The sequence below is a fragment of the Herbaspirillum sp. LeCh32-8 genome (assembly GCF_017814915.1).
In the GTDB taxonomy this organism is placed as follows: domain Bacteria; phylum Pseudomonadota; class Gammaproteobacteria; order Burkholderiales; family Burkholderiaceae_D; genus Herbaspirillum.
Map to the genome: position 1 here is coordinate 363,747 of NZ_JAGIPZ010000002.1, position 20,465 is coordinate 384,211.

General features: G+C 63.9%; 17 protein-coding genes and 1 tRNA gene. 13 read left to right on the forward strand and 5 right to left on the reverse strand.

The genetic code is table 11. The annotated features are described in order from the left end of the window. Positions 1–298: 298 nt before the first annotated feature. Positions 299–1,081 carry an enoyl-ACP reductase FabI gene (gene fabI / locus J8I26_RS06745; protein ID WP_079218774.1) on the reverse strand — a complete coding sequence of 261 codons (783 nt, stop codon included), beginning with the start codon at positions 1,079–1,081 and terminating at the stop codon, positions 299–301. A gap of 408 nt (positions 1,082–1,489) precedes the next feature. On the opposite strand from fabI, the gene J8I26_RS06750 reads away from it, so the two are divergent. From J8I26_RS06750 to J8I26_RS06765, 4 genes are read left to right on the forward strand one after another with little or no spacing between them, the layout of a single operon-like run. Beyond that, entirely contained in the window at positions 1,490–3,298 is a 1,809-nt protein-coding gene (locus J8I26_RS06750; RefSeq protein WP_209605817.1) for an extracellular solute-binding protein, read from the forward strand. A 52-nt stretch (positions 3,299–3,350) separates the two neighbouring features. Further along, positions 3,351–4,421 carry a microcin C ABC transporter permease YejB gene (gene yejB / locus J8I26_RS06755; protein WP_209605428.1) on the forward strand — a complete coding sequence of 357 codons (1,071 nt, stop codon included), beginning with the start codon at positions 3,351–3,353 and terminating at the stop codon, positions 4,419–4,421. Then, positions 4,418–5,476 (forward strand): ABC transporter permease, encoded by a 1,059-nt coding sequence (locus tag J8I26_RS06760; protein WP_209605430.1) that lies wholly within the window; start codon positions 4,418–4,420, stop codon positions 5,474–5,476. The genes yejB and J8I26_RS06760 overlap by 4 nt, the downstream gene beginning before the upstream one ends. Further along, positions 5,473–7,071 carry a dipeptide ABC transporter ATP-binding protein gene (locus J8I26_RS06765; protein ID WP_209605432.1) on the forward strand — a complete coding sequence of 533 codons (1,599 nt, stop codon included), beginning with the start codon at positions 5,473–5,475 and terminating at the stop codon, positions 7,069–7,071. The genes J8I26_RS06760 and J8I26_RS06765 overlap by 4 nt, the downstream gene beginning before the upstream one ends. 216 nt (positions 7,072–7,287) lie before the next feature. Here the strand turns inward: J8I26_RS06765 and J8I26_RS06770 are convergent, their stop codons facing one another. Both J8I26_RS06770 and gloB read right to left on the reverse strand, forming a co-directional pair. Further along, entirely contained in the window at positions 7,288–8,817 is a 1,530-nt protein-coding gene (locus J8I26_RS06770; RefSeq protein ID WP_209605434.1) for a transglycosylase SLT domain-containing protein, read from the reverse strand. A 344-nt stretch (positions 8,818–9,161) separates the two neighbouring features. Beyond that, the gene (gene gloB / locus J8I26_RS06775; protein ID WP_209605436.1) at positions 9,162–9,956 is read right to left on the reverse strand and encodes a hydroxyacylglutathione hydrolase; all 795 of its coding nucleotides are present in this window, start codon (positions 9,954–9,956) and stop codon (positions 9,162–9,164) included. Positions 9,957–10,021: 65 nt separating this feature from the next. On the opposite strand from gloB, the gene J8I26_RS06780 reads away from it, so the two are divergent. From J8I26_RS06780 to J8I26_RS06795, 4 genes are all read left to right on the forward strand, one after another. Next, positions 10,022–10,789 (forward strand): class I SAM-dependent methyltransferase, encoded by a 768-nt coding sequence (locus J8I26_RS06780; protein WP_209605439.1) that lies wholly within the window; start codon positions 10,022–10,024, stop codon positions 10,787–10,789. Positions 10,790–10,903: 114 nt separating this feature from the next. Next, the gene (rnhA, locus tag J8I26_RS06785) at positions 10,904–11,338 is read left to right on the forward strand and encodes a ribonuclease HI (RefSeq protein ID WP_209605441.1); all 435 of its coding nucleotides are present in this window, start codon (positions 10,904–10,906) and stop codon (positions 11,336–11,338) included. Between the two features lie 12 nt (positions 11,339–11,350). Then, positions 11,351–12,088, forward strand: a complete 738-nt coding sequence (dnaQ, locus tag J8I26_RS06790) for a DNA polymerase III subunit epsilon (RefSeq protein WP_209605443.1) — start codon at positions 11,351–11,353, stop codon at positions 12,086–12,088. A gap of 142 nt (positions 12,089–12,230) precedes the next feature. After that, positions 12,231–12,305: transfer RNA gene (locus J8I26_RS06795), tRNA-Val, on the forward strand. A gap of 180 nt (positions 12,306–12,485) precedes the next feature. Here the strand turns inward: J8I26_RS06795 and J8I26_RS06800 are convergent. Together J8I26_RS06800 and J8I26_RS06805 are read right to left on the reverse strand one after the other, a co-directional pair. After that, on the reverse strand, positions 12,486–13,892 hold the full coding sequence (locus tag J8I26_RS06800) for a sensor histidine kinase (protein ID WP_209605445.1): 1,407 nt from the start codon (positions 13,890–13,892) through the stop codon (positions 12,486–12,488). 4 nt (positions 13,893–13,896) lie between these two features. Next, the gene (locus J8I26_RS06805; protein ID WP_209605447.1) at positions 13,897–14,568 is read right to left on the reverse strand and encodes a response regulator; all 672 of its coding nucleotides are present in this window, start codon (positions 14,566–14,568) and stop codon (positions 13,897–13,899) included. A 162-nt stretch (positions 14,569–14,730) separates the two neighbouring features. Between J8I26_RS06805 and J8I26_RS06810 the strand changes: the two genes are divergently transcribed. The 5 genes from J8I26_RS06810 to mdtD all read left to right on the forward strand — a co-directional run bounded on the left by J8I26_RS06810 (position 14,731) and on the right by mdtD (position 20,397). Beyond that, positions 14,731–15,786 carry an ABC transporter substrate-binding protein gene (locus tag J8I26_RS06810; RefSeq protein WP_209605449.1) on the forward strand — a complete coding sequence of 352 codons (1,056 nt, stop codon included), beginning with the start codon at positions 14,731–14,733 and terminating at the stop codon, positions 15,784–15,786. A 69-nt stretch (positions 15,787–15,855) separates the two neighbouring features. Continuing rightward, positions 15,856–16,872, forward strand: a complete 1,017-nt coding sequence (locus J8I26_RS06815) for an ABC transporter substrate-binding protein (RefSeq protein ID WP_209605451.1) — start codon at positions 15,856–15,858, stop codon at positions 16,870–16,872. Positions 16,873–17,102: 230 nt separating this feature from the next. Beyond that, the gene (locus J8I26_RS06820) at positions 17,103–17,930 is read left to right on the forward strand and encodes an ABC transporter ATP-binding protein (RefSeq protein WP_209605453.1); all 828 of its coding nucleotides are present in this window, start codon (positions 17,103–17,105) and stop codon (positions 17,928–17,930) included. Positions 17,931–17,975: 45 nt separating this feature from the next. Then, positions 17,976–18,842, forward strand: coding sequence for an ABC transporter permease (locus J8I26_RS06825; protein WP_209605455.1), 867 nt, complete (start codon positions 17,976–17,978; stop codon positions 18,840–18,842). A 124-nt stretch (positions 18,843–18,966) separates the two neighbouring features. Further along, a complete protein-coding gene (mdtD, locus tag J8I26_RS06830) occupies positions 18,967–20,397 on the forward strand; it encodes a multidrug transporter subunit MdtD (RefSeq protein WP_209605457.1) in 1,431 nt (476 codons plus the stop codon). Positions 20,398–20,465: the final 68 nt, after the last annotated feature.

Sequence of the window (20,465 nt, forward strand, 5' to 3'; positions counted from 1 at the left end):
AATTTCGGCACAAAAGCTTTGCGCCGGGACGGCATCATCGAACGATGCCAGGAGGCGGGGGGCTTTTACTGAAAACTTGTCTTGCTGACAGGTAAGGCTTGCGAAGCTGCTTGGGCGATATCGGCTGGAAACATGCTCAGAGGCGGTATTTTCACGTCCGATTCGCTTGTGCATCGGTTTATTGCGATGCACAAGCAGGATCATACAGTAAAACGTCGAATTTAGCATCATGCCAAATCGACAATCTGTCGCTTATTTGCGGCTGCGGCACTGTCGGCTGCAGCCGCCCGGACTGCGATTACTCTGCAATACCGCCGACCACGCGCGAGAAGCCGCCGTCGACATAAGTGATTTCACCGGTGATGCCCGAAGCCAGGTCCGACAGCAGGAAGGCCGAGGCGTTGCCCACGTCTTCGATGGTCACGTTGCGGCGCAGCGGGGCCGTGGCGGCGACCGCGCCCAGGATCTTGCCGAAGCCCTTGATGCCGCTGGCGGCCAGGGTCTTGATCGGGCCGGCCGACACGCCGTTCACGCGCACGCCCTTGGGGCCCAGCGCTTCGGCCAGGTAGCGCACCGAGGCTTCCAGCGAGGCCTTGGCCAGGCCCATGGTGTTGTAATTGGGCACCACGCGCTCCGAACCCAGGTAGGTCAGGGTCAGCAGGGCGGCGTTGGGCGACAGCAGCGGCACGGCGGCCTTGGCCATGGCCGGGAAGCTGTAGGCCGAAATGTCGTGGGCGATCTTGAAGCCTTCACGCGAGAAGCCTTCCAGGAAGTCGCCGGCAATCGCCTCGCTGGGCGCGAAGCCGATGGCGTGCACCAGGCCGTCCAGCTGGCTCCAGGACTTGCCCAGGTCGGCGAACAAGGCGTTGATCTGCTCGTCGCTGGAGACGTCGCAGTCGAAGATCAGCTTGCTGTCGAATTCTTCGGCGAACTTGGTGATGCGATCCTTGAAGCGCTCACCGACATAGGTGAAGGCCAGTTCCGCGCCTTCGCGCTTGCACGCCTCGGCGATGCCGTAGGCGATGGAACGGTTGGACAGCAAGCCGGTGATCAGAATTTTTTTGCCTTGCAGAAATGCCATGATGACTCCGTATGGTCCGCCGCGCCGCGCTCGCCGGTGATCCGGGCGGGCGCGCCAAGCGGCCGGTGGTGGTAGCGGCGGCCGCGCAGTTGAGGTGTTTCGCGCAGCGCCGGACTGGAACAGGCCAAGATTGTAGGGGCTAGCGCCGGGCGGGGCAACCTCTGCGCCGGTATCGCCCCCCGCAGGGCGCCGGTTCGGCTCCTGTCGGCGCTGGAACTTGCAGGCATCGGCGGTCTCGGAATACAGAGGCGGACAACGCGCTTGCATAGCCGTTTTAATTGCTTCCCTGTCTTCGCCCATCTATTTACAATGCCCCGGAACGAAATCGTTTCCAGCCTGGCGGGCACGGGACTTGCCTCCACGGATGACAGCGAAGAACAAGCCACCGAGAGCGCAGACAACCACCGCATGGTCAAAACCCTACTTTCCTGCCTGCTGGCCGCAGCCCTGGTCCACAGCCTTCCCGCCAGCGCGGAGCACGCCTTCTCGCTGTACGACACCCCCAAGTATCCCGCCGGTTTCACCCATTTCGGCTACGTCAATCCGGATGCCCCCAAGCGCGGCACGCTGTACCTCGCCAACCCGGATCGCCGCACCAGCTTCGACAAGTTCAATCCGTTGTCGATGAAGGGCGTCTCCGCCGCGGGCATTGATTCGCTGATGTTCGAGACGCTCACCACGGCGTCGGCCGACGAGGTCGCCACCGTCTACGGACTGCTGGCCGACGACATGCGCCTGGCGCCGGATCGCATGTCGATGACCTTCCACCTCAATCCCAGGGCGCGCTTCAACAATGGCGACAAGGTGACGGCCGCGGACGTGAAGTATTCCTTCGACACCATCCTGGCCAAAGGGGCGCCGCAGTACAAGTCGGTGTTTGCCGACGTCAAGGGATGCGTGGTGGTGGACGCCGATACCGTGCGTTTCGATTTCGCCAGCCAGAATCACGAGCTGCCGTTGATCGTGGGCAGCGTGCCGGTGTTTTCCCGCAAGTGGGCGCAGGGCACGCCGTTCGACCAGATCCAGCTGACGCCGCCGATCACCACCGGTCCCTACCTCATCGAGAGCTACGACACCGGCCGCAGCATCACCTACAAGCGCAACCCCGACTATTGGGGCAATGACGCCCCGGTGCGGCGCGGCATGTTCAACTTCCAGCGCATCGTGTACCGTTTCTACAAGGATGACCTGGCACGGCTGGAGGCCTTCAAGGCCGGCGAGTTCGACGTGGTGGTGGAGTACAGCGCCAAGAACTGGGCGCGCAGTTACAACGGCCCGCAGTTCCGCGACGGCCGCATCATCAAGAAGGAATTCAAGCATTCCAACGGCGCCGGCATGCAGGGCTTCGTCATGAATCTGCGGCGCGACCAGTTCAAGGACGCGCGCGTGCGCCAGGCCATCGGCCTGGCCCTGGATTACGAGTGGATGAACCGCCAGCTGTTCTACAGCCAGTACACGCGCATCTACTCCTACTTCAACAACAGCCAGCTGGCCGCCACCGGCGTGCCGGAGGGCGACGAGCTGGCGCTGCTCAAGTCGATTCAGGCCAAGGGCGGCAAGGTCGACCCGGCCGTGTTCGGACCGGCGCCGATACCGCCCAATACCAACCCGCCCGGATCGTTGCGCGCCAACCTGAAGAAAGCACGCGAGCTGCTGGCCGAGGCCGGCTGGGTCTACCGGGACGGCGCCGTGCGCAACGCCCAGGGCGTGGCGTTGTCGTTCGAAATCCTGGACGACCAGAGCTCGATGTCGCGCGTCATCAGCGTGTTCGCCCGCAACCTGCGCACGCTGGGTATCGACGTCGTCCAGCGCAGCGCCGATTATGCTTTGGTGGCCAAGCGCATGGAGGATTTCGACTACGACATGACCAGCATCCGCTTCCCCGACACCAGCAGCCCCGGCAACGAGCTGTTCGACATGTTCGGCTCCAAGGCGGCCGACGAGAAGGGCTCCAACAACGTATGGGGCCTGAAGGATCCGGTGGTGGACCAGCTGGTGCAGGCGGTAGTCGCGGCAGACACCCGCGCGCGCCTCACCGCAGCGGCGCGTGCGCTGGATCGCGTGCTGCTGCACAAGTACATCGTGGTGCCGCACTGGTATTCGTCCACCCACCGCATCGCCTACCAGAACCGCTTCGGCATTCCCGCTGTGGCGCCGTTGTACTACCAGGCCGACCCGTATGTGATCGGCAGCTGGTGGGAGGAGAAGGCGCGATGAAACATATGGCAAGCACCGGCCGCGCCGGTGATCAACAAGGATGGCCGCAGGCATGAATATCTGGTCTTACATATTGAAGCGGGTGCTGCTGATGGTGCCCACGCTGTTCGGCGTCATCGCGATCACCTTTGCGGTGATCCAGTTCGTTCCCGGCGGGCCGGTGGAGCAGGCCATGCTGGAGATGAAGGGGCGCGGCGGCGGCGGTGAAGCCTCCGGCGGCGGAGCCGCTACCGGCGCCTCGGCTTACCGCGGCCGCCAGGGCATCGATGAAGAACGCATCGCAGAAATCAAGAAGCTGTACGGCTTCGACAAGCCGCCGGCAGAACGCTTCTGGGTCATGCTCAAAGGCTTTCTCAGCTTCGACCTGGGGCGCAGCTTCTATCACCACGGCGACGTCTGGGAACTGGTGAAATCCAAGCTGCCGGTGTCGATCAGCATCGGGCTGTGGACCTTCTTCCTGAGTTACCTCATCTCGGTTCCATTGGGCATCGCCAAGGCAGTGCGCGAGGGCAGCCGTTTCGACGCCGCCACCACGGCGCTGGTGCTGGTGGGTTACTCCATTCCCGGCTTCGTGCTCGGCGTGTTCCTGCTGGTGGTGTTCGCCGGAGGCGGCTTCTTCCAGTGGTTCCCGCTGCGCGGGCTGACCTCGGACAACTGGGCCAGCCTGTCGCTGATGGGCAAGCTCACCGATTACCTGTGGCACATCACGCTGCCGGTGGCGGCCTCGGTGATCGGCGCCTTCGCGGTGATTACCATGCTCACCCGCAACACCTTCCTGGAGGAGATCCGCAAGCAGTATGTGCTGACCGCGCGCGCCAAGGGATTGTCGGAGCGCAAGGTGCTGTACAAGCACGTGTTTCGCAATGCGCTGATTCCGCTGGTGACCGGTTTTCCGGCGGCCTTCATCGCCTCCTTCTTCACCGGCAGCCTGCTGATCGAGACGCTGTTCTCGCTGGACGGCATGGGCCTGCTGGCCTATGAGTCGGCCATCCGTCGCGACTATCCGGTGGTGATGGGCACCCTGTATCTGTTCACGCTGATCGGCCTGGTGGTCAAGCTGGTGGGCGATCTTTGCTATGTGTGGGCCGACCCGCGCGTCCAATTCGAAAGTCTGGCCAAATGACGACCCTGCAAACATCCTCCATCCCGGCCGCGCCGTCGGTGTCGCCGGGCCGGCGCATCTGGCAGCGCTTTCGCGCCGAGCGCAACGGCTACTGGAGCCTGGTGATCTTCGCCATCCTGTTCGCGGTGAGCCTGGGCGCCGAGCTGGTGTCCAACGACAAGCCGCTGGTGGCGAGCTACAAGGGGCAGCTGATCTTCCCGATGTGGAACGACTACTCCGACAAGAGCTTCGGCGGCGACTTCGATTCGCCGGCCGACTATCTCGACCCCTTTATTCAGGACCAATTCAAGAAGGACGGCAACTGGGTCGTCTACCCGCTGAACCGCTACGGTTACAACACGTTGAACTACTTCGCCAAGGAGCCCAACCCGGCCGCGCCCTCGGCTGACAACTGGCTGGGCACCGACGACCGCGGCCGCGACGTGTTCGCGCGGCTGCTGTACGGCTTTCGCGTGTCGGTGCTGTTCGGGCTGGCGCTGACGGCCATCGGCGTGGTGCTGGGCATCGCCGCCGGCGCCGTGCAGGGTTACTTCGCCGGACGCACCGACCTGATTACGCAGCGCCTGCTTGAGATCTGGGGTTCGATGCCGGAGCTCTACCTGCTGATCATCTTTTCCTCGATCTTCCAGCCCAGCCTGGGCTTGCTGCTGGTGCTGCTGTCGCTGTTCGGCTGGATGGGACTGTCGGACTACGTGCGCGCCGACTTCCTGCGCAACCGCAATCTTGAATACGTGCAGGCTGCGCGTGCGATGGGCTTGCCCGACCGGCTGATCATCTGGCGCCACATCCTGCCCAACAGCATGACCACCGTGGTGACCTTCCTGCCGTTTCGCATGAGTGCGGCGATCCTGGCGCTGACCAGCCTGGACTTCCTCGGCCTGGGCGTGCCGCCGTCCACGCCGAGTCTGGGCGAGCTGCTGGCGCAGGGCAAGAACAATCTCGATGCGTGGTGGATCGCGCTGTCGACCTTCGTGGTGCTGACCGTTACCCTGCTGCTGTTGACCAATGTCGGCAATGCCCTGCGCAATGCCCTGGACGTGCGGAGGAAGGCATGAGCGCGCCCCTGCTGGAGGTGCAGAACCTCACCATCCGCTTCGGCGACGCCACTGTGGTCGACGACATCAGTTTTTCGATTGCGCCGGGCGAAAAGTTCGCGCTGGTCGGCGAGTCCGGTTCGGGCAAGTCGGTGAGCTCGCTGGCCGTGCTGAGGCTCAATCAGGACGCCGCCTATGGCGGGCGCATTCTGTTGAACGGCGACGATATCCTGCAAAAGAGCGAGCGCCAGATGCAGCAGGTTCGCGGCAATGAGGTGGCGATGATCTTCCAGGAACCGATGACGGCCTTGAATCCGCTGTTCACCATCGGCAACCAGATCGCCGAGGTGCTGATGCGCCATGAGGGCATCAACGCCAAGGAGGCTGCGCTGCGCACCGTGGCGCTGCTGGAAAAGACCGGCATTCCCGAACCCGCGCGGCGTGCGCTGGCTTATCCCCACGAGCTTTCCGGCGGCCAGCGCCAGCGCGCCATGATCGCCATGGCGCTGGCCTGCAAGCCGAAGTTGCTGATCGCCGACGAGCCGACCACCGCGCTGGACGTGACCATCCAGGTGCAGATCCTTGAACTGCTGAACCAACTGCAGCGCGACGAGAACATGGCCGTGCTGATCATTTCGCACGACCTCAACCTGGTGCGCCACTTCGCCGACCGCGTAGGCGTGATGGAAAAGGGCAAGCTGGTCGAGACCGCCCCCACCGCCGAGCTGTTCGCCAACCCGCGCGAACCGTACACCAAGAAGCTGCTGCAAAGTCGCCCGCAGCGCAGCGTCGCCGAGGTGGCGCCGGATGCGGCGGTGGTGTTGCAGGCCGAGCAGTTGCGCTGCACTTACCAGATCAAGGAAGGCTGGTTCAAGAAGCGCCAGTTCCAGGCGGTCGACGGTGTCGACTTGCAGCTGCGCCGCGGCGAAACCTTGGGCATCGTGGGCGAGTCGGGCTCCGGCAAGTCGACGCTGGGCATGGCGCTGCTGCGTCTGTCGGGCGCGCAGGTGTCGGGTGCGATTCGTTTTGACGGTGATGCCATTGACGAGCGCAGCAGCCGCGAATTGCGGCCGATGCGCGCGCGCATGCAGGTGGTGTTCCAGGATCCGTTCGCCTCGCTGTCGCCGCGCCGCACCGTGGAGCAGATCGTCGGCGAAGGGCTGGCGCTGCATCACCCTGCGCTGAGCGTCGATCAGCAGCGCCGCACCATCGTCGACGCGCTGGCCGAAGTGGGTTTGCCCGAGTCGACGCTGAGCCGCTATCCGCACGAGTTCTCCGGCGGGCAGCGCCAGCGTATTGCGATTGCGCGCGCGCTGGTGCTGCAGCCCGAGTTGCTGTTGCTGGACGAGCCGACCTCGGCGTTGGACGTCACCGTGCAGCAGCAGGTGCTGCAGTTGCTGTCGGAGCTGCAGCGCCGCCACGGCATGGCCTATTTGTTCATTACCCATGACCTCGCGGTGGTGCGCGCAATGGCGCACCAGGTGCTGGTGATGAAGGACGGCAAAGTAGTGGAGGGCGGCGCCGCCGAAGACGTGATGCAACGGCCGCAGCATGTCTACACGCAGCGCCTGCTGGCGGCGGCGACGTATACCGCCGATGTGGCGGGGGCGGCATGAGCGGCTTGTTCACGGCCTTGACGCGACCGACGTCGTGATGTCCTGACGCCGCAATGAAAAAGCCCCGCAGTGCGGGGCTTTTTCGTTTCTTGTTGTGTCGTAGTGCAGTACTGGTCTTGCGTTTTGTGGCAGTCGGGCTGCTCTGGGTCTCCTCCGGTCCTCCGGATTTCCTGCCGGCGCGGTCTTTGCCGCGCCCGGGTTATGGCTTGTGTCTGCTTATTGCTTGCGTCCGCCGTTGCCGGAGGCCAGCGTGATTGGCTTGCCGGCGGCGACCTTGCGTGCCGGCGCCGGGGCGGCCTTGCGCACCGGAGCCTTGGCTGCGGCCACCTGGCGGCGCGCGGGGGCGACATGGCGGGCGGCCACGCGGGTCGGCGCGGCGTGAGCCACGTTGGGCACGTTCAGTTGCAGGCTCTGGCCGGCGGCCAGGGTGTCGCGCTTGAGGCCGTTCCATTCCTTTATCTGCGCCACGCTCACGCGATAGCGACCGGCGATGCCGGCCAGGGTGTCGCGCTTGCCGGCCTTCACATAGATGCGACGGGTTTCCGGCGCGTCCGGCGCGATGGCCAGGCGGGCGTTGTCGGCGATTTCAGGCGTCAGTTCGGTGTCCAACGAGGTGGTTTCCTCGGTCTTGGGCACCAGGATGGTGGAGCCGGCCTTCAACACCATGCGCGGCGGGATCTGGTTCACGCTGCGGATCACTTCCGGGGTGGTGCCGAACTTGCTGGCGATGGTCTCGATACGCTCGCGGGCGCTGGAGACGGTGTGCGCGGTCCAGGTCGAGAAGGCCTGGGTCCACTTGGTCATGTTGGTCTTGAACTTCTCGGCGTTGGATTCGGGCAGCAGGATCTTGGTGTCCTCGCCGCCGATGATCACCGGGCGGTTGAACTGCGGGTTCAGGGCTTTGAATTCGTCCAGCGAGAGTTCGGCCAACTGGGCGGCGACCTTCACGTCGATGTTGCGGGTCTTGCCGATGGTGACGAAGTAGGGCTGGTTGTCGACCTTGGGCAGGGCGATGTCGAACGAGGACGGATTTGCGATGATGTTCTTGACCGCCTGCAGCTTGGGCACGTAGTTGCGGGTCTCGTTGGGCATCTGCGCCGACAGGGTGTTGAAGTCGATCGGCAGACCGGCCGCGAGATTGCGGTTCACCGCGCGCTGCACCGAGCCTTCGCCCCAGTTATAGGCCGCCAGCGCCAGCTGCCAGTCGCCGAACATGCCGTACAGCTTTTGCAGATAGGTCAGCGCCGCATCGGTCGAGGCCAGTACATCGCGGCGCTCGTCGGTGAACATGTTCTGCTTCAGGTTGTAGTCGCGCCCGGTGGAGGGAATGAACTGCCACATGCCGGCCGCCTTGGCGGTCGACAGCGCTTCCGGGTTGAACGCGGATTCGATGAAGGGCAGTAGCGCCAGTTCGGTCGGCATGCCGCGCTTTTCCAGTTCCTGCACCACGTGGAACAGATAGCGCGAGGCGCGCATCGTGGTGCGCTGGATGTAATCCGGGCGCGAGCTGTACCACTGGGTCTGGCTCTCCACCAGGTTGTTGTCCAGATCGGGAATGCCGAAGCCCTTGCGGATGCGCGTCCAGATGTCGATGTCGTTCATGCCCGGCAGCGCATTGCCTGCCAGTTCCGGATTGATCGCGTTGAAGGGCGCGGGGTAGATCGAGATGTCGTTGGCTTGGGAGAGCAGCGGGGTGCTAGCGCAAAACAGTGCGGCAATAGCGAGTTTCTTCAAAGTACGCTGCATGAGGGCGATGTCCTGTGCCAGAGGCTAAAGTTTGCTGTCGGCGCTTCCGTCGCAGAGCTGGTCAGTAAGCTCGAAGCCTCCCGCCGGGAAACGATTTCATCGCAAGGATGAGCCGTTCAGCAGTGTTGGCGGCAATGCAAGGTGGAAGCTGCGGAATTCCCCTGGAGCACGAATCGCTTTGAACGCTGGCTAGTAAAAATACGTAAAAACCAGCGCTCCAAATTGGGGAATGCAGCGAGTGTACGGAAGACCCTTTTCCACAGTCAAGTAAAAAGTGCCCTCTGTTACAAAGCCAAGTCCTTGATTTGCTTGGAATTTGGCCTCAAATCGGCGCGATCTTCGTGCTACTTGTAGGTATTCTTCCATTCGCGCAGCGCCGCGAAGCTGGCAACTTCGTTCAACTCCGTCAAACGGCCGGCGTTCTGCAGCGATTGCAGGATTTCCTTCTGCGTGGCGCGCAGGAAGGGATTGGTGGCGCGCTCCAGCGCGATGTTCGACGGTACCGTCGGTACGCCGCGCTCGCGCTTGGCCTGATCGTCCTTTATGCGGACTACCAATTCCGCATTGCCGGGCTCGACCGCGGCAGCGAACTTCAGGTTGGAGAGGGTGTACTCATGCGCGCAATACACGGCGGTGTCACCGGGCAAGCTTGCCAGTCTGGCAAGCGAGTCCACCATCTGCGCCGGCGTGCCTTCGAACACGCGGCCGCAGCCACCGGCGAAAAGCGTGTCGCCGCAGAACAGCAGCGCCTGATCCGCGGCGTGATAGGCGATGTGGCCCAGCGTATGGCCGGGCACCTCGATCACCGCCAGCTGCAGCGCCAGTTGCGGGATCGCTACCAGGTCGCCGTCGCGCAGCGGCACGGTCAGGCCGGCGATCTTGTCCTGCTCGCGTGCCGGGCCGTAGACTGGGATGTCGGGGATTTCTGCGCTGGCCGCGCGCGCGACCAGCTCGACCACACCGCCGACATGGTCAGCGTGGTGATGAGTCAGTAGAATAGCGGCCAGCGTGAGGTCGTTCGCCTGCAATGCCGCCAGTACCGGCGCGGCGTCGCCTGGATCGACCACGGCCGCGTGGCGTCCGTTGTGGATCACCCAGAGATAATTGTCGCTGAAGGCCGGAACGGCCAGGACCTCCAATGCAGTTTTTTGATCCGGTGCGGCTGGCTTGGCTGGCTGTGCGGTCATAGGGCTTGAAAGTATAGATGGCTGAAACTCCGGAAATTATAGACCTCGCCGCCTGGTTGCAGACGCCGACCGGCGCTTACCTGCGCGCCTGGGAGCAGCGCCACCTGAATGCGCTGACGGCCGACATCTTCGGCTTCAACGCGGTGCAGATCGGTTCGCCGCAGATTCATGCGCTGGCCGCCAACCGTATGCCGTATCGCTGGCTGACCGACAACAGCATGCCGGGTGAAAGCCAGTCCGAGCTGGAAATCCCGCAAGTGGTGACCCACGATTTCTGTGAGCTGCCGTTCGCCAGCCAGAGCCTGGATCTGGTGGTGCTGCCGCACGTGCTGGAGTTCGCCGCCGAGCCGCACCAGGTGCTGCGCGAGGTCGAGCGCGTGCTGATCCCGGAAGGGCAGGTCATCATCTGCGGCTTTAATCCCAGCAGCCTGTGGGGCATGCGCCAGGCGGCCGGTCGCCTGACCGGCGCGCACTTCCTGCCGCGCGACGGCGAGTTCATCCGCCTGCCGCGCCTGAAGGACTGGTTGAAGCTGCTCAACATGGAGGTCAATCGCGGTCATTTCGGCTGCTATGCGCCGCCGTGCCAGACCGCGCAATGGCTGGATCGCTTCAGTTTCATGGAAAAGGCGGGCGACCGCTGGTGGCCTTACTTCGGCGCGGTCTACATCGTGCAGGCCATCAAGCGCGTGCCGGGCATGCGCCTGATCGGTCCGGCACTGAACCGGCAAAAGGTCAAGGCGCCGCGCGGCGTGCCGGCGACCAATCGCATCCACAAGTCCGAATGAGGCAATGAGGCCGTCACGGAGCACCGCCGCCGGATCGGGTATGATCGCGGCCCCGGCGCCATCCGATTTTCGGGCAGGGCGTCAAGCAACAGATTCACGTAAAGACAAGCAAGCATGGATAAAGTAGAGATCTATTCCGACGGCGCCTGCAAGGGCAATCCCGGCCTCGGCGGTTGGGGTGCATTGTTGGTGGCCGGCGGCCAGGAGAAGGAAATCTTCGGCGGCGAGCGCAACACCACCAACAACCGCATGGAGCTGATGGCTGTGATCCAGGCATTGAACGCCCTGAAGCGCCCCTGCGACGTGGTGGTCCACACCGACAGCCAGTACGTGCAGAAGGGCATCAGCGAGTGGATCCACGGCTGGAAGGCGCGCGGCTGGAAGACCGCCAGCAAGGAGCCGGTCAAGAACGCCGACCTGTGGCAGGCGCTGGACGCCGCGCAGGCGCAGCACACCGTCGAATGGCGCTGGGTGCGCGGACACAACGGCCACGCCGGCAACGAGCGCGCCGACCAGCTCGCCAACCGCGGCGTGGACAGCATCAAGTAACGGAACAGCACTATGCGCCAGATCATCTTAGATACCGAAACCACCGGCCTGTCGCCGCGCGCCGGCAACCGCATCCTTGAAATCGGCTGCGTGGAAGTGTTGAACCGCCAGCTCTCCGGCAATAATCTGCACTTTTATATCAACCCCGAGCGCGACTCCGAAGAAGGCGCGCTCGCGGTGCACGGCCTGACCACCGAGTTCCTGGCCGACAAGCCGGTGTTCTCGAAGATCGCGCCGGAATTCCTCGACTATGTGCGCGGCGCGCAGATCATCATCCACAACGCGCCCTTCGACGTCGGCTTCCTTGATGCCGAACTGGCGCTCCTGGGCCTGCCGCCGTTCAAGGAACATGTAGCCGAAGTGGTCGACTCGCTGCAGATGGCCAAGGAGATCCACCCGGGCCGCCGCAACTCGCTTGATGCGCTGTGCGACCGCTACGGCATCTCCAACGCCCACCGTACCCTGCACGGCGGCCTGCTGGATGCGGCGCTGCTGGCCGAGGTCTATCTGGCCATGACGCGCGGCCAGAATTCGCTGACCATGGATCTGGCGGGTGGCGAAGAAGAGGGCGATGGCGCCGGCGCGATGGAACTGGCGCCGCTGGCCGAGGTGATCGTGGTCGCCGCCTCCGAGGACGAACTGGCCTTGCACGAAGACGTGCTGAACCAGCTCGACAAGGAGGCGCGCGGCAGCTGCGTATGGCGTTTTGAGCCGCCGCCGCCCGAGGCCGCTGAGGCGTCCCCGGCCTGATGCGCTGTGGCCGACAAGCCGCGTATTGACGGTGGGTGATAAAAAAATTCAGCAATTATTTACGCAGCGCTTGCCTACTCTCGAAAAGTTTGCCATAATCTTGCTTCTCGATTGGCAAGCAATACAAAACGCCGGTCAGTATGGAAGGTTAGCTCAGTGGTAGAGCACTGCATTCACACTGCAGGGGTCGCAAGTTCAAACCTTGCACTTTCCACCAGATTCTAGAAAAAGCCGACTTCGTGTCGGCTTTTTTCATTTCGGCGTTCCAGTTTTTCGTTCCATCTCTCTTGCGGCTGTGAAGGTTCTCGCCGCTCCGCATTCCATCCGTCTTTAGCTTCAGCCGTCTCTTCCGTTTTTCCGGGGCATTCCTGCGCCTGAGCCAGATGCCATGCATGGATCAGGCTTGCGCCTGACCGTCCTCCGGCAAGGCCGGCAGCCTCACTGTCGCCACCAGGCCGCTGCCGTCCTCGGGCGTGTCCAGCGTGATCGTGCCTTGCGAGGCTTGCACGATCTCGCGCACGATCGCCAGGCCCAGGCCGGAGCCCGGCTGGTCCGGGGCAGCGTTGCGGTAGAAGCGTTCGAACACGCGTTCGCGCACCTCGGCTGGAATGCCGGGACCGTTGTCGCTGATGCTGGCCACGTAGTGGGCGGGTTCGCCGACCTCGCGCGCCAGGCCGACGGTGACCTTGCCGCCTTCCGGGGTGTAGCGCAGCGCGTTGTCGATCAGGTTCATCAGCATGCCGGCCAGTTGCGCTTCGTTGCCGTTGACCAGCGCGCTGTCGAGTTCGGTTTCCATCCCCAGGTCGATGCGTTTTTTCAGCGCCAGGCCGGCCAGTTCTTCCAGCACCGTGGCGGCCACTGCCACCAGGTCGACAGGGCCGCGCGGAAAAGCGCTGCTGTTGGAGGCCTCGGCCTGCGACAGTTGCAGCAGCTTGTTGGTGAGGTCGGTCATGTTGCGGCTGCCTTCGTGCAGCGCCGCCAGCACCTGCGGCAGGCGCGCCGGATCGTCGAGCTGGCGCGCGAACTGGATCTGCGAATCGATGACCGTGAGCGGCGTGCGCAACTGGTGCGCGGCATCGGCGACGAAGCGTTTTTGCACCGTGACCTGCGCGTTCAGTCGCTGGATGTACTGGTTGATCGCTTCCACGATGGGGCGCAGCTCCACCTGCAGCTGGCCGGCGCGCAGCGGCGTGAGCGAGTTGGGGTCGCGCGCGGCCAGTTCGTCCTTCACCGAGAGGATGGGGCGCAGCTCGATGGTCAGGCCCAGCACCACCAGCGCCACTGCCAGCAGCAGCAGCACCAGCTGGCGTCGCAGCGAGGGCTGCCACAGTTCGCTGATCATCTGCTGGTGGCCCTGCATGGTCTGGCCCACCGAGACGGCCACCATGCGCAGCGTGCCCTCGTCGTACAGCGCGCGGATATAGCTGACCACGCGCAGCGGGCGGCCGTCGAAGTCGGTGGTGTTGTAGGCGGGATGGATCGCGGCGAAATCGGGCTCGGCCGGGAAGTCGGGGCGGCCGGCCAGGAGCGTGTTGTCGTCCATCAGCACCTGGTAGTAGACCGCGTCCTGCGCCGGCGAGGCGAACATCTCCAGCGCCGCCGGCGGGATCGACACCACCGGCGCGCCGTCCTGCCAGGCGACCTGGCCGGCCATCATGCGCGCCGAGGCGACCAGCGCGCGATCCTGGATCAGCGTGGCGCTGGAGACCGCGTTGTCGTAGGCGTCGCTGGCCGACAGGCCGACGTAGACCGTCATCGGGATCAGCAGCCACAGCAGCAGCCGCAGGCGCAGGCTATCGATCATTGCCTTATTCGTCCTTCTGCTTGAGCAGGTAACCCAGGCCGCGCAGCGTCATGATGGCGGCGCTCGACTGCTCCAGTTTCTTGCGCAGGCGCGAGATATAGATTTCGATGGCGTCGGCGCTGGGCTCTTCGGAGAGGCTGAAGATGCCTTTCATCAGCGCCGTCTTGGAGACCGTCTTGCCTTGCTTGAGCATCAGGATTTCCAGCACGTCGTGCTCGCGCGCCGGCAAGGCCAGCGTGGCGCCGGCCACCGCGAACTGGCGCGTGTTGCTGTCGTAGACCAGGTCGCCGCAGTGGATCTCGGCCGCCTTGTCGGGCGTCTGGCGACGGATCAGCACCTTGATGCGCGCCACCAGCTCGCGTACCTCGAAGGGCTTGACCAGGTAGTCGTCGGCGCCCGCGCCCAGGCATTCGACCTTCTCGTCGATCGAGCCGCTGGCGGTCAGGATCATCACCGGCACGCCGTTGTGGCGCTCGCGCAGCCGGCGCAACACGTGCTTGCCATGCAGCTTGGGCAGCATCAGGTCCAGCAGCACCACATCGTAGTTTTCATCGCGCAGCACCTGGTCGGCAATCTCGCCGTCGGCGGCGATGTCGACGCTGAACTTGTGTTCCTTGAGGATCTGTTCCAGCCAGTGGGCGAGCTGCGGATTGTCTTCGATGAGGAGCAATTTCATGCAAAGGTCTCAGTATTTTTTGTTGCGCTGCAAATAAAAAAGCCGTTTTTTGGAAAGCTGGATGAAGGTTTCGGCTTCTTAGAATAGTCCCGCAAATCAATAAGAATTCAACAAGAAGCAGAAGATGGCGATCGACCATCCCACCAAAAGGAGACAATCATAATGCGTCGTGACGCTCGTGTGTTCCAGGCATCCAAGACTTTCCCCCTGCGCCGTTCGCTGCTGGCCCTGGGCGCTACCGCCATCGCCGCCGCCGCGTTGTCGCTGGCGGCCCCGCAGGCGCGTGCCGCCGACAAGATCACCATCATGGTGGGCGGCATCAACAAGCTGATCTACCTGCCGCCCAAGCTGGCCGAGAACCTGGGTTACTTCAAGGAAGAAGGCCTGGACGTCGAGCTGCAGTCGCAGCCGGCCGGCGTGGACGCTGAAAACGAATTGCTGGCCGGCGCCGTGCAGGCGGTGGTCGGTTACTACGACCATTCCATCGACTTGCAAAGCAAGGGCAAGGAAATCACCTCGATCACCCAGCTGCTGCTGGTGCCAGGCGGCATGGAGATGGTGCGCTCGGATCTGGCCGGCAGCGTCAAGAGCATGGCCGACCTGAAGGGCAAGACGCTGGGCGTGACCGGCCTCGGCTCTTCCTCCAGCTTCATCGCGCAATACCTGGCCAGCCGCGCCGGCCTGAAGTCGGGCGACTACTCGATGTTGCCGGTGGGCGCGGGCAATACCCTGATCGCCGCCTTCAAGCAAAAGCGCATCGACGTGGCCTGGACCACCGAGCCGACCACTTCCATCCTCCTGGCCTCGGGCGACGCCAAGGTGCTGGTCGACATGAGCAGCGTGGACGGCACGCGCAACGCGCTGGGCGGCCTGTACCCGGCCTCCAGCCTGTACGTCAACCGCGCCTGGATGAACAGCCACAAGGCCGAGTCGCAAAAACTGGCGCGCGCCTTCGTCAAGACGCTGAAGTACATCCAGACCCACACGCCCGAAGAGATCGCCGACAAGATGCCCAAGGACTACTACGGCGGCAACAAGGCCATCTACGTGCAGGCGCTGAAGGCCTCGATGCCGATGTACTCGCCCGACGGCAAGATGCCGGCCGGCGGTCCCGAGCAGGTGCTCAAGGTGATGGCCGGCTTCAACCCCAACATCAAGGGCAAGAACATCGACCTGTCCAAGACCTACACCAACGAGTTCGTGGACCAGGTCAAGTGATCCACCGGGCAGGCAAAACAGACCTGCCCGATAAGACATAAAATCCGCATCCATCTTCAGGAGACAAGAATGAGCAAGAACATGCGCCGCACCGTCCTTTCGCTGGCCGTAGCCGCCGCTGCCCTGGCCGCGCTGCCGGGCCAGGCCTCGGCAGCCGACAGCAAGATCACCATCATGGTGGGCGGCATCAACAAGATGGTCTACCTGCCGGCCAAGCTGGCCGAGCAACTGGGCTACTTCAAGGAAGAAGGCCTGAACGTCGAGCTGCAGTCGCAGCCGGCCGGCGTGGATGCCGAGAACGAACTGCTGGCCGGCGCCGTGCAGGCGGTGGTGGGCTTCTATGACCACTCCATCGACCTGCAGACCAAGGGTAAGGAAATCACCGCCATCACCATCCTCGGCCAGGTGCCGGGCGAAGTCGAACTGGTCGGCACCAAGGCCGCCGTCAACTTCAAGAGTATGGCCGATGCCAAGGGCAAGACCCTGGGCGTGACCGGCCTGGGTTCGTCGACCAACTTCCTGACCCAATACCTGGCCTCGCGCCACGGCATCACCTCCAAGGAATTCTCGGTGCTGCCGGTGGGCGCCGACAATACCTTCATCGCCGCCATGAAGCAGGGCCGCATCGATGCCGGCATGACCACCGAGCCGACCGCCTCGCAGCTGCTCAAGACCGGCGACGCCCAGGTGCTGATCGACATGCGCACTGTCGAAGGCACGGTCAAGGCGCTGGGCGGCCTGTACCCGGCTTCCAGCGTGTACGTGCAGCGCAGCTGGCTCAACGGTCACAAGGACGACGCCCAGAAGCTGGCGCGCGCCTTCGTCAAGACGCTCAAATTCATCCACACCCACAGCGCCGAGCAGATCGCCGACAAGATGCCCAAGGACTACTACGGCAACAACAAACCGCTGTACGTGCAGGCGCTGAACAATTCGTTGCCGATGTATTCGCCGGACGGCAAGATGCCCAAGGGCGGTCCTGAAACCGTGCTGTCGGTGCTCGCGGGCTTCAACCCGAACGTCAAGGGCAAGCATGTGGATCTGTCGAAGACCTACACCGACGAGTTTGTGAACCAAGTGAAATAAGCACGCCGGGGCGGCGACATAGCCACCTCATAGAGGCTGCCATCCCTGCGAAAGCAGGGATCCAGTGGCGTACATGGCGCACCACGGGCCGAACGACACTGGGCCCCTGCTTTCGCAGGGGCGACGCAGCCTGGATCAAACGCAGTCAGTTTTTACTACCGGACTATTTACCAGCCATGATGCGTGTTGTCGCGTCAGGGCCTTCTTCAGCCTGAGAAAGAGCCATCGAGATGAATGCGATCAACCAAAACGCCTTCGCCAAACCAGCCGGAGGCGCACAAGAAACGCCCGCCATCGAACTGCGCAACGTGACTTGCCGCTTCATCACCGCCGACGGCAAGGCCACCGTGGCCCTGCGCGACTTCTCCATGAGCGTGGGCCGCGGCGAGTTCGTGGCCGTGGTCGGCCCCACCGGTTGCGGCAAGTCGACCACGCTGTCGCTGATCACCGGCCTCTTGAAGCCGACCATGGGCGAGGTGCGCGTGATGGGCCAGCCGGTCAACGGCATCGACCCGCGCATCGGCTTCGTGTTCCAGAACGACGCCGTGTTCCCGTGGCGCAGCGTGCGCGAGAACGTCGCCGCCGGCCCCATGTTCCGCGGCAAGCCCAAGGAGCAGGCGCACGCGCTGGCCGATGAGTGGATCCGCCGCGTGGGTCTGGACAAGTTCGGTGACCACTATCCGCACCAGCTGTCGGGCGGCATGCGCAAGCGCGTGGCGCTGGCCCAGACCTTCATCAACAGCCCCGAGATCCTGCTGATGGACGAGCCGTTCTCGGCGCTGGACATGCAGACCCGCACCCTGATGCAGGACGAGCTGCTGCGATTGTGGTCGGCCCATTCCGGCTCGGTGGTGTTCGTCACCCACGACCTGGAAGAGGCGATCGCGCTGGCCGACAAGGTCTACGTGCTGACTGCGCGCCCGGCCACGCTGAAGAGCGTCTACCCGATCGACCTGCCGCGTCCGCGCGTCATGGAAGAGGTGCGCTACGAGCAGCGCTTCATCGACATCTCGCGCAAGATCTGGGCCGATCTGCGCGAAGAAGTCCACATCGCCTGAGCGCGGCGTGACCGAACCGAATTCAAGGAAAAACAGGTGAGCAACATGACACAAGCAAACGCAGCACAAGCAACCCAGGGCGCGGCATCGATGGACATCGCCGCGGTGGAAGCAGAAGCCCAGCGCAAGATCCGCGCGCGCCGCAACCTGGTGATCGGCCTGCGCATCGCCATCCTGGTGGTGGTGCTGGGCGGCTGGGAACTCTTCGCCCGTATCGGCTGGATCGATCCCTTCTTCTTCTCGCAGCCTTCGCTGATCGTAATCCAGATCTATGACTGGATGGTGGAAGGCACCTCGCAGGGCCCGTTGTGGACCCAGGTGCTGGTGACGCTGGAAGAGACCGTGCTGGGCTTCCTGATCGGCTCGGTGGCGGGCGTGATCGCCGGCATCGTGCTGGGTCGCAACAAGCTGCTCTCCGACGTGTTCAGCCTCTACATCCAGATCGCCAACTCGATCCCGCGCGTGGTGCTGGGCTCGATCTTCGTGATCGCCTTCGGCCTGGGCATGGCCTCCAAGGTCGCGCTGGCGGTGGTGATGGTGTTCTTCGTGGTGTTCGCCAACGCCTTCCAGGGCGTGCGCGAAGCCGACCGCTACATGATCGCCAACGCCCAGATCCTGGGCGCCTCGCGCCGCCAGGTGACGACCGCGGTGGTGATCCCGTCGGCGCTGTCGTGGATCCTGGCCAGCCTGCACGTGAGCTTCGGCTTCGCCCTGGTGGGCGCGGTGGTGGGCGAGTTCCTGGGTTCCAAGCAGGGTATCGGCCTGTTGATCTCGACCGCGCAGGGCGCGTTCAATGCCAGCGGCGTGTTTGCGGCGATGATCGTGCTGGCGGTGGTGGCGCTGGCGGCGGACTGGCTGCTGCATGCGCTGGAGCGTCGCCTGCTGAAGTGGCGTCCGCAGTCCTTCCAATAAGCCGGCGGCAAACGCTTTAAAATAGCGGCTACTGCTTCGAAGAGAGCAACACCGACACACGCGGGGACACCGAGGCACAGGCTTCCGTGTCCCCGCCGCCATTTCCGCGCCCAGATTCCAGTCCATGTCCGCCCAACGCCCCGACCCGCTGTCAGAACCGCCCACCAAGCCTTCCGCGCAGTCGACTGCGCAGTCTTCAGATCTTTCGCAGCGCGCGCTGCTGTGGATCGTCGCCTCCGGCTTCTTCATGCAGACGCTGGACACCACCATCGTCAACACCGCCTTGCCGGCCATGGCGCACAGCCTGGGCGAGCCGGTGCTCAACATGCACCCGGTGGTGGTGGCCTATACGCTGACGATGGCGTCGCTGACGCCCGCCTCGGGCTGGCTGGCCGACCGCTTCGGCACGCGCAAGATGTACTTCGCCACCATCCTGGTGTTCGTGATCGGCTCCATTCTTTGCGCTACCGCGCACACCTTGCCGCAGCTGCTGGCCGCGCGCGTGGTGCAGGGCATCGGCGGGTCGATGCTGCTGCCGGTGGGGCGGCTGGCGGTGCTGAGAAGCGTGCCGGGCGCGCAGTACATCGCGGCGCTGGCCTCGATTTCGATCGCCGGGCAGCTGGGGCCGGTGGTCGGCCCGGTACTGGGCGGCTGGTTGGTGGAGAGCCTGTCCTGGCACTGGATCTTCCTGATCAACGTCCCCATCGGCACGGTCGGCATGCTGGCGGTGCTGCGCTTCCTGCCCAATGACCTGCTGCCGGCCGCCCCGAGGTTCGACGTGCTGGGCTGCGCCTTGTTGTCGGGTTGCATGGTGGCGTTCTCGCTGGCGCTGGATGTGCCGTTCGACACGTATCGCGGCGCCTGGAGCGCGGCCTTGTTTGCGCTGGCTGCGCTCACCGTGTGGCTGTACTGGCTGCATGCGCGCCGCCATGAGCGGCCGCTGTTCCGACTGGGTCTGTTCGGGGAGCCCAACTTCAGCATCGGCCTGGCCGGCAACCTGGTGTGCCGCGTCGGTTCTTCTGCGGTGCCGTTCCTGCTGCCGCTGCTGCTGCAGGTGCGGCTCGGTTATTCACCGCTGCACGCCGGCCTGGTGCTGCTGCCGGCGGCCATCGCCGGCACCATCGCCAAGCCCTGGATCGCGCCGCTGGTCAAGCGCTACGGCTACGACAACTTCCTGCTGGTCAACACCATCGTGGTGGGCGGCGCCATCGTCTCTTTTGCGCTGATCACACCGGACTGGCCGATCGCGGTGGGCATCGCCCAACTGGCGGTGTTCGGCGCGGCCAACTCGATGCAATTCGCGGCGATGAACAGCGTCACCCTGAAGGGATTGAACAAAAGCGACGCCGGTAGCGGCAACAGCCTGTTTTCGATGGTGCAGATGTTGGCCATCGGACTGGGGGTGACCATTGGCGGCACCCTGGTCAACCTGTTCAAGGATCCCTCGGGCGCGGCCACCAGCTTCAGCTTCCAGATCACTTTCGTCATCGTGGGCGTGATCACGCTGCTGTCGGCGTGGGTGTTTCGCAAGATGGATCCGCGCTACTTCAAATAATCCACAGGACGTAAAAAAGCCGCCCTCGGGCGGCTTTTTTGCTTTCACCATTTTTCTACCGGCGAAAG

Coding starts and splice junctions, on each gene's coding strand:
- fabI (WP_079218774.1), bottom strand. CDS start 1,081: ATGGCATTTCTGCAAGGCAAAAAAATTCTGATCACCGGCTTGCTGTCC.
- J8I26_RS06750 (WP_209605817.1), top strand. CDS start 1,490: ATGGTCAAAACCCTACTTTCCTGCCTGCTGGCCGCAGCCCTGGTCCAC.
- yejB (WP_209605428.1), top strand. CDS start 3,351: ATGAATATCTGGTCTTACATATTGAAGCGGGTGCTGCTGATGGTGCCC.
- J8I26_RS06760 (WP_209605430.1), top strand. CDS start 4,418: ATGACGACCCTGCAAACATCCTCCATCCCGGCCGCGCCGTCGGTGTCG.
- J8I26_RS06765 (WP_209605432.1), top strand. CDS start 5,473: ATGAGCGCGCCCCTGCTGGAGGTGCAGAACCTCACCATCCGCTTCGGC.
- J8I26_RS06770 (WP_209605434.1), bottom strand. CDS start 8,817: ATGCAGCGTACTTTGAAGAAACTCGCTATTGCCGCACTGTTTTGCGCT.
- J8I26_RS06780 (WP_209605439.1), top strand. CDS start 10,022: ATGGCTGAAACTCCGGAAATTATAGACCTCGCCGCCTGGTTGCAGACG.
- rnhA (WP_209605441.1), top strand. CDS start 10,904: ATGGATAAAGTAGAGATCTATTCCGACGGCGCCTGCAAGGGCAATCCC.
- dnaQ (WP_209605443.1), top strand. CDS start 11,351: ATGCGCCAGATCATCTTAGATACCGAAACCACCGGCCTGTCGCCGCGC.
- J8I26_RS06800 (WP_209605445.1), bottom strand. CDS start 13,892: ATGATCGATAGCCTGCGCCTGCGGCTGCTGCTGTGGCTGCTGATCCCG.
- J8I26_RS06805 (WP_209605447.1), bottom strand. CDS start 14,568: ATGAAATTGCTCCTCATCGAAGACAATCCGCAGCTCGCCCACTGGCTG.
- J8I26_RS06810 (WP_209605449.1), top strand. CDS start 14,731: ATGCGTCGTGACGCTCGTGTGTTCCAGGCATCCAAGACTTTCCCCCTG.
- J8I26_RS06815 (WP_209605451.1), top strand. CDS start 15,856: ATGAGCAAGAACATGCGCCGCACCGTCCTTTCGCTGGCCGTAGCCGCC.
- J8I26_RS06820 (WP_209605453.1), top strand. CDS start 17,103: ATGAATGCGATCAACCAAAACGCCTTCGCCAAACCAGCCGGAGGCGCA.
- J8I26_RS06825 (WP_209605455.1), top strand. CDS start 17,976: ATGACACAAGCAAACGCAGCACAAGCAACCCAGGGCGCGGCATCGATG.
- mdtD (WP_209605457.1), top strand. CDS start 18,967: ATGTCCGCCCAACGCCCCGACCCGCTGTCAGAACCGCCCACCAAGCCT.